This is a genomic window from Mesorhizobium sp. M0778, assembly GCF_040320105.1.
In the GTDB taxonomy this organism is placed as follows: domain Bacteria; phylum Pseudomonadota; class Alphaproteobacteria; order Rhizobiales; family Rhizobiaceae; genus Mesorhizobium.
This window is the reverse complement of sequence record NZ_JAMYPA010000008.1, coordinates 233,226-245,398: the sequence shown is the minus strand read 5'-3', so window position 1 is coordinate 245,398 and position 12,173 is coordinate 233,226. Positions and strand designations below refer to the sequence as shown.

The following is a 12,173-nucleotide window of genomic DNA, read 5'->3' as shown; positions in this document are numbered from 1 at the left end:
TTCAGATACGAACTCGACCGCGTACCGTACGTTACGGTTCGGCTTTATGGCGTATTGCCCGACCCGGCGCAAGCCTTTATTTCTGTAGCTTGCTCCATGCGGGGCATTACGGGAGACACGGATCATGCTCGCCGGATTGCTTGCCTTGACCGTTGCCGCTGTGTTTGCAGGCGCGGCTATCTACGTCAGCGTCGCCGAACAGCCGGCGCGGCTTCGCCTCGATGACAAAGCATTGCTGCAGGAATGGCAGCCTTCCTACAAGCGCGGCGCCGCCATGCAGGCCTCGATCGCCGTCATCGCCTGTATTCTGGGCCTCGTCGCGTGGTGGCAGACCGGCAATCTCGCTTATCTGGCCGGCGCCGTGCTGATCATCCTGCCTTGGCCATGGACGCTGCTGGTGATGATGCCGGCAAATCGGCTGCTGGAGGTGATGGACGCTAACACCGTCAATCCTGAGGCTCGGACAATGATCGTCAAATGGGGCAATCTGCATCTGGTCCGCGTCGGGCTTGGGGTTCTGGCGACATTGGCATTCCTTTGGGGCAGTGCCTGACCTCGCAGATCCGCGCCATCTTCGGCACGAAGGCGTGTCACGCCAGGGCGGGCGGATCTCGCAGGCGCCCAAGCAGAGCCGACAGCGTGTCCAGATCATCGTTGGAAAGCTGGGAGCCGACCAACTCCGATATCGAGCGGCCGTAGACGACCCACATGCGGCGGCGCGTCTCGCGCCCCTTGCCGGTGATGCGGATGGTTTGCCCGCGGCCGTCATCGGCAACTGGAAGCTTCTCGACCTGCCCGTCGGCTTCGAGCCGCGCCAGCAGCCGCGAGATGTTGTATTGCGCAAACAGGGTGCGCTCGGTGAGTTGGAACGGCCGCAATCCGCCCTCGCCCGCCTCGGCAAGCTCATGCAGCACGTCGTACCAGGCAAGCGGCGGCAGGCCACTGTCCTTCAGCGCGTCCTCGGCTCGTTCCAACAACTGGCGCGAAACCCGCATCAGGCGGGCCCAGGCTTTGATTGCTGGAGGTGAAGGAATCCCGGTCATGATTACATCGTAGGCGATAGATGCAACTGCATCAAGCTTGACGATCGATGCAAATGCATCTATATAGATGCAATCGCATCAATCATGAGAGGCAATTCCGATGAAGCATGAAATCTGCAGGATCGCCGACATTCCGGAAACAGGCAGCCTGATCGCTCCGTTTTTCGGCCGCGAGGTCCATGTCTACGGCAGCGGCGAGCGTATCCGCGCCGCCGCCAACGTCTGCCTGCACTTCGGTGGCCCGCTCGACTGCAAGGACGGCAAGCTCGTCTGCCAATGGCACGGCGCCTCGTTCGACATGGCGAACGGTGATCGCCTCGAAGGCCCAGCGCCGAAGGGCTCCCGCCTGATGTTCCTCTCCACCCGCGTCGAGAACGGCGCCTTGAACTATGTCTGGGGAGAGTGAGATGACCGACAAGCTCATCCTCGTCAGCCACCATGTTTGTCCCTATGTGCAGCGCGCGGCGATTTCGCTTCGCGAAAAGGGCGTGCCGTTCGAGCGCATCGCCGTCGATCTCGCCAACAAGCCTGCCTGGTTCAAGGCGATATCGCCGCTCGGCAAGGTGCCGCTGCTTCGCGTTGAGCATGACGGCCAGGAAACGGTGATCTTCGAATCGCTCGTCATCCTCGAATTCCTCGAGGAAACCCAGCCCAATCCGCTGCATCCCACCGATCCCTATGCCCGTGCCCGACATCGCGCCTGGATCGAGTTTGGCTCGGCAATCCTCAGCGCCATCGGTCGCTTCTATTCAGCGCCTACGGAAGCCGCGTTGCTCGCCGAAAGCGAGGCGCTATCGGCGGTGTTCGATCGCCTGGAAGTGGAACTGGCGAATGGCGCGGTTGGGCCGTGGTTCGCCGGTGAGCGCTTTTCACTGGTCGACGCGGTCTACGGGCCGATTTTCCGCTATTTCGACGTCTTCGACCGGATCGGCGATTTCGGCATCCTGGACGGAAAGCCGCATGTCCAGGTGTGGCGCGAGGCGTTGCGCAAACGCCCATCCGTGAAGGACGCGGTCGCTCCCGATTATCCGCAACGCCTCCATACATTCCTACAGGCGAAGGGCTCGCACCTTTCGGAAATCATCCGCCGAAACGATCCGGCCACCGGGCTTCCGCAAGCCCGATCGGCTTGAATGGATTGATCACAGTGCCGGTAATCATCGAGGCAAGGATATTCGTTTCCGGCGGAATGCTTGCCACTGGCCACCAGCCTGTCGCGGACGCAAGCCTCCAGCGCAGTATCGATACGTCCGTTCCGATGAGCGCGTAACTGATCGCCGCGCCGGCAATCGCGATGTCCAGAGAATTGCCCATTTGCCCGACCCGACCCAGGCCGGACAATCCTTCAGCGTTGTCGCTAAATCAAGCCGCTGTCTCGGCCTTGAGACTCAGCCTTCGGCAGCATCGAAAACCTTCCGCGCCTCGCGTACAGCGCCGTGATTGAGCTCGGCCCATTGGATCAGCTGGTGCAAGGGTCCAAACATCGAGCGCCCGAGATCGGTGAGGCTGTATTCAACGCTCGGCGGTTTGGTCGGAAAAACCTCGCGATGCACATAGCCGTCGCGCTGCAGATCGTGCAGCGTCTGGGTGAGCATGCGCTGTGAAATATCGGGCACGAGGCGCCGCAACTCGCCAAAGCGGTACGGCTTCTCGGCCAAGGCCTCCATCAGCAGCGAACTCCATTTGTTGCTTATGCCCTGGATCACGTCGCGAACCGGGCAATCCGCAAGGTTTCCGCCACCGCTGCCTGCTTTGTAGATCTCGAGCTTCGATCTCAGATTGACGATCTTGCCGTCCATGGCTGGTTCCCTGGCTGTGCCTACCTCCCGCAAAACTGCCTTCTTTACGAGGATGGGTCAATTCCTATTTTAGTGCTGGTCTCTTTTTGAGACTAACATATGCACCCGCCGCTCCGGCGCAACGTCAGGACCTTTCATGACCGACACCCTTCTCGTCACCGGCGCCTCCGGCCAGCTTGGCCGCGGCGTCATCAATCATCTGCTTGACACGCTCAAGGTCTCCCCTCAGCGCATCATCGCCGCTACCCGCAATCCGGAAAATCTGGCCGATCTGGCAGCCCGAGGCGTCACCATCAGGACGGTCGACTTCGACGACACCGCATCGTTGGCCAGTGCATTTACCGGCGCCGACAGGGTTCTGATCATTTCGACAAACGAGCTCGCCATTCCGGGCAAGCGCCTGAAGCAACATGAGACCGCGGTCGCCGCCGCAAAAAGCGCGGGTGTTTCGCATCTGCTCTACACATCGATGCCCAATCCGGAGCCAGGATCGCCGGTGCTGTTTGCGCCCGATCACCACGGCACCGAGCAGGCGATCAAGGCGAGCGGTATCCCCTCCACCATCTTCCGCAACGGCTGGTATCAGGAGAACCTGTTCCTGGCGCTGCCGCACGCCATCGCCTCTGGGCAGTGGTACACGTCCGCTGGAGACGGCCGCATTGCCCACGGCGCGCGCGACGATATGGCTGCCGCGATTGCCGCCGGCCTCGCTTCGAGCGCAACCGAAAGCACGACATACACGCTGACCGGCCCCAAGGCCCACACGATGGCCGAAATTGCAGCCCTCGTCACCGAGATCACCGGCAAGCCGATCGAAGTTGTCCAGCTTTCGGATGAAGCGCTGACCGAGGGATTGAAGGCAGCCGGCGTTCCCGAGGCTTTCGCCCCCGTTATCGTTTCCTTCGATACCAACACCCGCTCCGGTCGCATCAGCATGGTGACCGACGCGGTCGAGACGCTGTCCGGCAGGAAGCCGCAGCCGCTGAAGCAATTTCTTGAAGCAAACAAGGCGGCTCTGGTGAGCTGAGCCTCACAATGGCCGTGCCCTCAAGGGGCACGGCCGTTTGTTTAGATAGCCACCTGCGTCCCGATCTCGACGACGCGTCCGGTCGGGATCTGGAAATATTCCGTCGCATCGGCCGCCGAGCGCGCCAGCCCGATGAACAGCTTGTCCTGCCAGACCGGCATGCCGGAATTGGGCGATGCCTTGAGCGAGCGCCGCGACAGGAAGAAGGATGTCGTCATGATGTCGAACTTCCAGCCCTGCTTGCGGCAGATCGCCAGCGCGCGCGGGATATTGGGCTGCTCCATGTAGCCGAAGGTCAGCGTCACCCGCATGAACAGCTCGTTGACCGTCTCCATCTTGACGCGCTCGCTGTCGGGCACGACAGGCTGCGGCGCCGTCACCACCGAAAGGATGACGTTCTGTTCGTGCAGCACCTTGTAGTGCTTGAGGCTGTGCATCAGCGCCGTCGGCGCACTCAGCGGATCGCTGGTCAGGAACACTGCGGTGCCCGACACCAGATGCGGCTTCTTCTTCAGCAGATTGCCGGCGAGGAAATCCAGCGGGATCTCGTTCCGGCGGGTCTTTTCGAACAAATAGCGGGTGCCGCGGATCCAGGTCCACATGGTCAGCACAATAACTGCGGCAATGGCAAGCGAGGACCAGCCCCCTTCAAACACCTTGACTATGTTGGCTGCAAAGAAGCGGGTATCGACGAAGGCGAACACCGCCATCAAGGCGACCGCGACGCCGAGCGGCCATTTCCAGATGCGCGTCATTACAACAAAAAGCAGTATGTTCGTCACCAGCATGTTGCCGGTCACCGAAATACCGTAGGCCGAGGCCAGGCGGCTGGATTCGCCGAAGCCGACCACCAGCAACATCACCACCAGCGCCAGCATCAGGTTGATGCGCGGCAGATAGATCTGGCCCGACTGTTTTTCCGACGTGTGCTGGATGACGAAACGCGGCAGCATGTTGAGCTGCACCGCCTGCCTGGTCAGCGAGAAAGCGCCGGAGATCACCGCCTGGCTGGCGATGACGGTCGCCGCCGTCGCCAGCACGACCATCGGAATAAGCGTCCAGCCCTGGTTCATCTCAAAGAAGGGATGGCCGACAACACCGCCATTTGCGAGCACGAAGGCACCTTGCCCGACATAGTTGAGCAACAGACAAGGGAACACAATTGCCAGCCAGGCGAGCACGATCGGCTTGCGGCCGAAATGGCCGAGATCGGCATAGAGCGCCTCAGCGCCGGTGACGGCGAGGAAGACCGCACCAACAGTGACGAAGGCGACGTCGGGCGAGTTGACCAGGAACGACACGATGTAATGCGGGCTGATCGCCAGCAGGATTTCCGGATCGGCGATGATGTGGTTAATGCCGGAAAGGCCGATGGCCAGGAACCACAGCGCCGTGACTGGCCCGAACACCAATCCTACGCCGCCGGTGCCGAACCGCTGTACCGCAAACACGATCGCCAGGATGGCCAGCGTCAGCGGCACCACATAGGGCTGGAATGTCGGCGTGACGACATTCATGCCTTCGACCGCCGATAGTACCGAGATCGCCGGCGTAATGACTGCGTCGCCGAAAAAAAGCGCCGCGCCGACAATGCCGATGCCGAGGATCACCGCCGAGCGCGTCGGGAAACTGTTGCGCGCCAGCGCCATCAGCGACAGCACCCCGCCCTCGCCGCGATTGTCGGCACGAAGCACGAACATGATGTATTTGATGGTGACGGTGATCGTCAGCGACCAGATGATCAGCGAGAGTACGCCCAGGATGTCGCCACGGTTGGCGACGTTGCCGCCGGCTGATGCATGCAACGCCTCTCGGAATGCATAGATCGGGCTGGTGCCTATATCGCCGTAAACCACACCGAGTGCGCCCAGCATCAGCACCTTGGTGCTGTGCTGCTCGACCTCAGAATGGCTTGATTGTTCGACAGGTTCTGCCTCGTTACCAGCATTGGCAAGGGCCATGGACGACACTCCGATAAGCGGGCGGTGCTCTACGCTTGCTGCGCTGCAATATCAAGTGCCGTCACGTAATGGCTCCGTCCCGATATTGCGAGTCGTCCACGACTTGGCAGACTCAGTCCCATCGGCAGACTACCTGGAATGTCGCAACGGACACGTTTTTAAATAGCCACCTGCGTCCCGATCTCGACCACGCGTCCGGTCGGGATCTGGAAATATTCCGTCGCATCGGCCGCCGTGCGCGCCAGCCCGATGAACAGCTTGTCCTGCCAGACCGGCATGCCGGAATTGGGCGAGGCCTTGAGCGAGCGCCGCGACAGGAAGAAGGATGTCGTCATGATGTCGAACTTCCAGCCCTGCTTGCGGCAGATCGCCAGCGCACGCGGGATGTTGGGCTGCTCCATATAGCCGAAGGTCAGCGTCACCCGCATGAACAGTTCGTTGACCGTCTCCATCTTGACGCGCTCGCTGTCGGGCACAACCGGCTGCGGTGCCGTCACCACCGAAAGGATGACATTCTGCTCGTGCAGCACCTTGTAGTGCTTGAGGCTGTGCATCAGCGCGGTCGGCGCGCTCAGCGGATCGCTGGTCAGGAACACTGCGGTGCCCGACACCAGATGCGGCTTCTTCTTCAGCAGATTGCCGGCAAGGAAATCGAGCGGAATCTCGTTCCGGCGGGTCTTTTCGAACAAATAGCGGGTGCCGCGGATCCACGTGGACATGATCAGCCCCATGGCGCAAGCGACTGTTATCGAGACCCACCCGCCTTCGAGGATCTTGACGATGTTTGCGAGGAAAAATCCGGTATCGATCGTGCCAAACAGCAGTGTGAGCGCCGCCGCCAGTGCAAGCTGCCATTTCCACCGGAACCGCATCACGACAAACAGCAGGATGGTTGTCATCAGCATTTCGCCAGTCACCGAAATGCCATAGGCGGAAGCCAGCGAACTCGAACCGCCAAAGCCGACCACCAGCAACATCACGCCCAGCGCAACCACCAGATTGACGCGCGGCATGTAGATCTGGCCGGATTGCATTTCGGACGTATGCTGCACCTCGATGCGCGGAAGCAGATTGAGCTGCACCGCCTGGCGGGTCAGCGAGAAAGCGCCGGAGATCACCGCCTGACTGGCGATCACGGTCGCTGCCGTGGCCAGCCCAACCATGGGCATCAGCGCCCAATCAGGCAGCATCTGGAAGAATGGATTGGTGGGTTTGCCGCCGTTGGCCAGAACGAACGCGCCTTGTCCGAAATAGTTGAGGAGCAGACAAGGGAACACCACGGAAAACCATGCCAGCACGATCGGCCTGCGCCCGAAATGACCGAGGTCGACATAGAGGGCTTCGGCCCCGGTGACCGCCAGGAACACCGCCCCGACCGTGACGAAGGCACCGGTGGGCGTATTGGCCAGATAAGCGACCGCGTAATAGGGATTGATCGCCAGCAGGACCGACGGGTCGTCCAGCAGATGGTACACCCCGGCGGCGCCGATCGCCAGGAACCACACTGCCGTCACCGGTCCGAACACGGCCGCCACCCTGCCGGTGCCAAAGCGTTGCACGGCAAAAAGCATTGCCAGGATGACCAGCGTGATCGGAACCACATAGGTTTCCAGCGTCGGGGTCACCACTTCCAGGCCTTCGACCGCCGAAAGCACGGAGATGGCCGGCGTTATAATGGCGTCGCCGAAAAACAGCGCCGCGCCGCACAGCCCGATCCCCAGGATGAGCTTGGCTCCATTGGGATAAGCGCTGCGCGCAAGCGACATCAGCGACAGCGTGCCGCCCTCGCCCTTGTTGTCGGCTCTGAGAACGAAAGCGACGTACTTTATCGTGACGATGATCGTCAGCGCCCAGACGATAAGCGACAGCACGCCAAGGACGTCGTTGCGGGCTACCGGTCCCGACGATGCGTGCAGCGCTTCCCGAAATGCATAGATTGGGCTGGTGCCGATATCGCCGTAAACCACGCCCAGCGCGCCCAGCATCAGCACCTTGGTGCTGTGCTGCTCGACGGTGGAGTGGCTGGATTGCTCGATGGGTTCTGCCTCGCTACCGGCGTGAGCAAGGGCCATGGACGACACTCCCATAGACGTGCGGTGCTCTATGCTGCGGGGTGGAAAGGACGCGCTGCCATGCCGGGAACGCACGGCCTATCGGCTCGCCTCTCTCTACCAGCCACAAGCCTTCAGAAACCGCCTGACCGTTGCGGCCATGCCATACTCCAACGCATCGGCTGTCAACCCATGTCCGATCGACACTTCGGCCATTGCCGGGATGCGCCTGGCCAGTGCCGGCAAATTGCTCACCACAAGGTCGTGCCCGGCATTGACCTGGAGCCCTGCAGCAAGTGCGGCATCCGCCGTCTTTCCCAATTTCTCCAATTCCTTCGCCGCTTTTGCCGAATCGGAATGATAGCTGCCATATGGACCCGTGTAGAGTTCGATCCGGTCGGCGCCGGTGTCGCGAGCGGCTTTCACGCCATCGGGATCCGGATCGGAAAAGAGCGATACGCGAAAGCCTCCCTTCTTCAGGCGCTTGACGACCGGTGTCAGGAACGCAGCCCCGGCGGCGAAGTTCCAGCCATGGTCGGAAGTCGCCTGCACCGGGTCGTCGGGCACCAGCGTCACCTGTTCCGGCTGATGCTTTTCCACAAGCGCCAGGAACTCCTCGGTCGGATAGCCCTCGATGTTGAATTCCGCACTCGGGAACTCGTCGTCGATCAGCGCCCTGATCTCAGGCAGATCGGAATGCCTGGTGTGCCGCTCGTCGGGTCGCGGGTGCACCGTCAGCCCATGCGCACCGGCGGCAAGGGCGATGCGTCCGAGCCCCGTCACGCTTGGCCACGGCAGGTCGCGCCGGTTGCGCAGCATGGCGATGGCATTGAGGTTGACGGAAAGCTTTGCAGGCATTTGCACGGTTCCAGGCTGATCTCGGCGCGCATCTATAGCGCCTTTAAGGGGAACAGACAGAGGGTTTCAGGTGTTCCAGGGGAACGAAGAAAATCGAGCGCAAGGAGTTTCCTGTTGAATTTTCTCGATGCCGTGCCGGCGATCCGCCGCATCGATACCGATCGCGAAGACCTCTTCGCCATCGATGTCGTCGGCCATGTCGCAGCGGCTGATGCCGAAAACCTGTTCGGATTGCTGGAGGCAGCCTACGCGCTGCACACGAAAATCGACGTGCTGGTGCGCCTGATCGATCATGAGGGTGTCGACTGGACCGACGTATCGGACGAGACGATCGAACAGGGCATAGCTCACGCGGTGGAGCATATCGGCCGCTGCGCGGCGGTCGGTGAGCCGAACTGGATAGCGGAGGCAAGAGCCTTCTTGCCAGCCTCTTTGCCTATCGAACTCCGGCATTTCGAGGCTAAGGACGAAACCGCCGCCTGGGAATGGCTTGGCGCCAGACCGATCGCCCAGCGCTGATACGGCCGCCCTATCGGACGATCGTCAGCCGTTCGGCCGCGCGCGTGATGGCGGTGTAGAGCCAACGCTGCCGGGTTTCCTTGAATGCCCAGCTTTCGTCGAAAAGCACGATCTCGTTCCACTGCGACCCCTGCGCCTTGTGCACGGTCAGCGCGTAGCCATAATCGAAATCGTCGAAGCGCTTCTTCTGCTGCCAGGGAATGTCGGCGTCCGGATCTTCGAACGCCGCCTTGAGCAGTTTGATCTTGGCGACGCCGCGATCCGGATCGTCTTCCTCCGGCGAGACCAGCAGATTGATGCCGGGCTTGACCGTCTCGCGCGACGAGGTCATCACCTTCCACAGCGAGCCGTTGAGCAACCCCTTGGCTGGATCGTTGCGCAGGCAGACCAGCTTGTCGCCGGCTTGCGGATAATCGGCGTTGAACCCCTTCAGCTCGCGCAGCCGCTGATTATAGCGACGGCGCGTGCGGTTGGTGCCGACCAGCACCTGGTCCGCCTTCAGCACCAATTCCTGGGTGACGTCTTCCTTGCCGATCACTTGCGCCGCGCCATAGTCGCCGCGCATGAACTCGCGGCCCTCGCGCACATCGAGCGCAAGCCGGATGATCGGGTTGTCGCGCGCCTGGCGATGGATTTCGGTGAGCAGAATGTCCGGCTCATGGTCGGTGAAGAAGCCGCCGCCGGAGATCGGCGGCAACTGGCCGGGATCGCCAAGCACCAGGATCGGCGTGCCGAAGCTCATCAGGTCACGGCCAAGCTGCTCGTCGACCATCGAGCATTCGTCGATGACGACGAGCTTGGCCCGCGAGATCGGGCTCTGCCGGTTGAGCGAAAAGGTCGGCGACATCGAGGTTTTGCCGGTCACCTCGTCCGCTACCGATTCCTCGCCTTTCGGCCGGTAGATCAGCGAATGGATTGTGCGGGCATTGACCGCGCCCTTGGAACGCAGCACCTGCGCCGCCTTGCCGGTAAAGGCGGCGAACTGCACCTGGCCGTCGACATGCTCGGCGAAATAGCGCGCCAGCGTCGTCTTGCCGGTGCCGGCATAGCCGAACAGCCGGAACAGCTGCGGCTTGCCGGCTTTCAACCAGCCGGCCACCGCCTTCAGCGCCTCGTCTTGTTGAGGGGAGAATTCCATCAGCGCGACAGACCGGATTCGCGAGGGAAAGACAAGGTGACTGCCGTCACCATCAACTTCATCGCCTGCAATTACGCTGCTGCGACAGGGCCAGGCTATCAGCGACGAAGAGGAACGTAAAGAGAACAACGCCGGGCGACGACAGCTTACCCAGCCCGCTGTGGATCGTTCTCCAGCAGGATCGGCTTGCCATGCGGCGTAGCATGCGCGGCCCGTTCCCAGGCAGCAGCAAGGCTGTCGACGTCGCTCCTACCGGCAACGCCTTTGGCCGAAAGCAGCTTTTCTAGCGCGGCCAGCCAGTGCTTGTAATAGTCATGACCGTCGCGCGCGGCGCCCGGCCGCTTCACCTCGGCCGACAAGGCGTCCGCCCATTCGCTCCACGAAAACAGCCCGTTGTCGTGTAGCGCCACCGTCATGGCGAAGGCCTCTGCTTGCCACGGCTGGGCGAAGACTGGCGCCTCGACACCGGCGGGCAGCGCGATGGCGACTGAGCCCGTCTCACGCCGCTTCAAGATAGCTCTCCCAGGCATCGATCGACACGACAAGTGTCGGGTCGGCGCCCTCGCCCCAGATTTCGCTGCCGGTGAAGGCCACCGTATAGACCCATTGCGGGTTTTCGCCCTGGCCGTGCGCATTGGTGTCGGGAAAAACGAAGCCGTCACGCATGGCCTCGATGACGCCTCGCTTGCCACGCGCGTAACGCGGCAGCCTGGTGTGGCCGGTCGGATGAAAGTTCTTGGTTCGCACGAGGTCGCCTGCCTTGAATCGCGGCGGGACGGCGACCGGCCGGTCGCAAGGCCCGCCCTTGGCCAGCACCGCCGAAACGTCTTGCGCCTTCAGGACCCGCTTGGGTGTCGCTACCGGGTCGACCGCATCGCCCCTGGCCAGATCGCGGTCGCTGACGAAACCATGGCGTTTGAGTAACACCTCCAGCGCCTTGATCCAGATTTCGTAATAACTCGACGCATAGTAGTCGGCCGGGTGCAGCGATTCCCGCGCGTGCCGGCTCTCGTCGATGTTCCAGGCGCCCATGGCGCCGGCGCACAACGTCACGCCCAGCGCCCGCCTTTCCCAATCGGCATGGAAATAGGGTTCGTCCTGTTCAGGCGCGACCGGCCCGAAACCCATCTGGCCGCCGAGATCCTGCGGCCCGTTCATGCCGGTTCCCGCGCCAGCGCCGTGCCGATCATGGCATCGCGCGTCACCAGATCGGCGAGCCGCGCCTCATCCCAGCCCTCTGTGTCCCTGGGCCGCATCGGCACCACCAGATAGCGCAGCTCGGCGGTCGAATCCCACACCCGGATTGCCGTCGTCGCCGGCAAGGTCAGCCCGAATTCGTCGAGCACGCCGCGCGGATCGATCACCGCGCGCGAACGGTAGGGCGGCGCCTTGTACCAGACCGGCGGCAGGCCGAGCACCGACCATGGATAGCAGGAGCATAGCGTGCAGACGACGAGGTTGTGCGTGTCGGCCGTGTTGAACACCGCCTGCATGTGTTCGCCTTGCCGGCCGGTGTGGCCGAGCGATTCGATGGCCGCCGTCGCATCACGCTTCAGCCATGCGGCAAACCCGGGATCAACCCAGGCCTTCGCCACCACCTTTGCGCCGTTGCGCGGCCCGACCTTGGTTTCGTAGGTATCGACGATGACGTCGATCGCCGCTGGATCGATCAGCCCCTTGCGGGTGAGAATCGTCTCCAGTGCGCGCACACGCGCCGCAAAAGCATCAAGCTCGTTGTCGTGGTCGTGATTGTGCAGCATGGCATCAAATTACGATC

Annotated in this window: 14 protein-coding genes; 5 read left to right on the top strand and 9 right to left on the bottom strand. The window is 62.1% G+C overall.

What is annotated here, in order from left to right:
* The first annotated feature begins 124 nt into the window (after positions 1–124).
* Complete coding sequence (locus tag NKI22_RS14380; RefSeq protein WP_023720782.1) at positions 125–553, top strand: anthrone oxygenase family protein; 429 nt, start codon at positions 125–127, stop codon at positions 551–553.
* 37 nt (positions 554–590) lie between these two features.
* On the opposite strand, the gene NKI22_RS14375 is transcribed toward NKI22_RS14380, so the two are convergent.
* Positions 591–1,043, bottom strand: a complete 453-nt coding sequence (locus NKI22_RS14375) for a MarR family winged helix-turn-helix transcriptional regulator (protein ID WP_023720783.1) — start codon at positions 1,041–1,043, stop codon at positions 591–593.
* Positions 1,044–1,143: 100 nt separating this feature from the next.
* Here NKI22_RS14375 and NKI22_RS14370 point away from each other — a divergent pair, with 100 nt between their 5' ends.
* Together NKI22_RS14370 and NKI22_RS14365 are read left to right on the top strand one after the other, a co-directional pair.
* Positions 1,144–1,449: a Rieske (2Fe-2S) protein gene (locus NKI22_RS14370; protein WP_023720784.1), complete on the top strand. Its 306-nt coding sequence runs from the start codon at positions 1,144–1,146 to the stop codon at positions 1,447–1,449.
* 1 nt (position 1,450) lies between these two features.
* The gene (locus NKI22_RS14365; RefSeq protein WP_352814673.1) at positions 1,451–2,176 is read left to right on the top strand and encodes a glutathione S-transferase family protein; all 726 of its coding nucleotides are present in this window, start codon (positions 1,451–1,453) and stop codon (positions 2,174–2,176) included.
* A 255-nt stretch (positions 2,177–2,431) separates the two neighbouring features.
* Here the strand turns inward: NKI22_RS14365 and NKI22_RS14360 are convergent, their stop codons facing one another.
* The gene (locus NKI22_RS14360) at positions 2,432–2,842 is read right to left on the bottom strand and encodes a winged helix-turn-helix transcriptional regulator (protein WP_023720786.1); all 411 of its coding nucleotides are present in this window, start codon (positions 2,840–2,842) and stop codon (positions 2,432–2,434) included.
* Positions 2,843–2,978: 136 nt separating this feature from the next.
* Here NKI22_RS14360 and NKI22_RS14355 point away from each other — a divergent pair, with 136 nt between their 5' ends.
* On the top strand, positions 2,979–3,869 hold the full coding sequence (locus NKI22_RS14355; RefSeq protein ID WP_023720787.1) for an SDR family oxidoreductase: 891 nt from the start codon (positions 2,979–2,981) through the stop codon (positions 3,867–3,869).
* Positions 3,870–3,910: 41 nt separating this feature from the next.
* On the opposite strand, the gene NKI22_RS14350 is transcribed toward NKI22_RS14355, so the two are convergent.
* The 3 genes from NKI22_RS14350 to NKI22_RS14340 all read right to left on the bottom strand — a co-directional run bounded on the left by NKI22_RS14350 (position 3,911) and on the right by NKI22_RS14340 (position 8,739).
* Positions 3,911–5,830: a potassium transporter Kup gene (locus NKI22_RS14350; protein ID WP_352958522.1), complete on the bottom strand. Its 1,920-nt coding sequence runs from the start codon at positions 5,828–5,830 to the stop codon at positions 3,911–3,913.
* Positions 5,831–5,988: 158 nt separating this feature from the next.
* Positions 5,989–7,902, bottom strand: a complete 1,914-nt coding sequence (locus tag NKI22_RS14345) for a potassium transporter Kup (protein WP_352483011.1) — start codon at positions 7,900–7,902, stop codon at positions 5,989–5,991.
* 96 nt (positions 7,903–7,998) lie between these two features.
* The gene (locus tag NKI22_RS14340) at positions 7,999–8,739 is read right to left on the bottom strand and encodes a pyridoxine 5'-phosphate synthase (protein WP_352814677.1); all 741 of its coding nucleotides are present in this window, start codon (positions 8,737–8,739) and stop codon (positions 7,999–8,001) included.
* Positions 8,740–8,853: 114 nt separating this feature from the next.
* Between NKI22_RS14340 and NKI22_RS14335 the strand changes: the two genes are divergently transcribed.
* The gene (locus tag NKI22_RS14335; RefSeq protein ID WP_023720790.1) at positions 8,854–9,258 is read left to right on the top strand and encodes a SpoIIAA family protein; all 405 of its coding nucleotides are present in this window, start codon (positions 8,854–8,856) and stop codon (positions 9,256–9,258) included.
* A 10-nt stretch (positions 9,259–9,268) separates the two neighbouring features.
* Here the strand turns inward: NKI22_RS14335 and NKI22_RS14330 are convergent, their stop codons facing one another.
* From NKI22_RS14330 to nthA, 4 genes are all read right to left on the bottom strand, one after another.
* The gene (locus tag NKI22_RS14330) at positions 9,269–10,396 is read right to left on the bottom strand and encodes an ATP-dependent DNA helicase (RefSeq protein WP_023720791.1); all 1,128 of its coding nucleotides are present in this window, start codon (positions 10,394–10,396) and stop codon (positions 9,269–9,271) included.
* Between the two features lie 146 nt (positions 10,397–10,542).
* Complete coding sequence (locus NKI22_RS14325; protein WP_352483010.1) at positions 10,543–10,908, bottom strand: nitrile hydratase accessory protein; 366 nt, start codon at positions 10,906–10,908, stop codon at positions 10,543–10,545.
* On the bottom strand, positions 10,895–11,554 hold the full coding sequence (nthB, locus tag NKI22_RS14320; RefSeq protein WP_352483009.1) for a nitrile hydratase subunit beta: 660 nt from the start codon (positions 11,552–11,554) through the stop codon (positions 10,895–10,897). The genes NKI22_RS14325 and nthB overlap by 14 nt, the downstream gene beginning before the upstream one ends.
* Complete coding sequence (nthA, locus tag NKI22_RS14315; RefSeq protein WP_023720794.1) at positions 11,551–12,156, bottom strand: nitrile hydratase subunit alpha; 606 nt, start codon at positions 12,154–12,156, stop codon at positions 11,551–11,553. The genes nthB and nthA overlap by 4 nt, the downstream gene beginning before the upstream one ends.
* Positions 12,157–12,173: the final 17 nt, after the last annotated feature.

Coding starts and splice junctions, on each gene's coding strand:
- NKI22_RS14380 (WP_023720782.1), top strand. CDS start 125: ATGCTCGCCGGATTGCTTGCCTTGACCGTTGCCGCTGTGTTTGCAGGC.
- NKI22_RS14375 (WP_023720783.1), bottom strand. CDS start 1,043: ATGACCGGGATTCCTTCACCTCCAGCAATCAAAGCCTGGGCCCGCCTG.
- NKI22_RS14370 (WP_023720784.1), top strand. CDS start 1,144: ATGAAGCATGAAATCTGCAGGATCGCCGACATTCCGGAAACAGGCAGC.
- NKI22_RS14365 (WP_352814673.1), top strand. CDS start 1,451: ATGACCGACAAGCTCATCCTCGTCAGCCACCATGTTTGTCCCTATGTG.
- NKI22_RS14360 (WP_023720786.1), bottom strand. CDS start 2,842: ATGGACGGCAAGATCGTCAATCTGAGATCGAAGCTCGAGATCTACAAA.
- NKI22_RS14355 (WP_023720787.1), top strand. CDS start 2,979: ATGACCGACACCCTTCTCGTCACCGGCGCCTCCGGCCAGCTTGGCCGC.
- NKI22_RS14350 (WP_352958522.1), bottom strand. CDS start 5,830: ATGGCCCTTGCCAATGCTGGTAACGAGGCAGAACCTGTCGAACAATCA.
- NKI22_RS14345 (WP_352483011.1), bottom strand. CDS start 7,902: ATGGCCCTTGCTCACGCCGGTAGCGAGGCAGAACCCATCGAGCAATCC.
- NKI22_RS14340 (WP_352814677.1), bottom strand. CDS start 8,739: ATGCCTGCAAAGCTTTCCGTCAACCTCAATGCCATCGCCATGCTGCGC.
- NKI22_RS14330 (WP_023720791.1), bottom strand. CDS start 10,396: ATGGAATTCTCCCCTCAACAAGACGAGGCGCTGAAGGCGGTGGCCGGC.
- nthB (WP_352483009.1), bottom strand. CDS start 11,554: ATGAACGGGCCGCAGGATCTCGGCGGCCAGATGGGTTTCGGGCCGGTC.
- nthA (WP_023720794.1), bottom strand. CDS start 12,156: ATGCTGCACAATCACGACCACGACAACGAGCTTGATGCTTTTGCGGCG.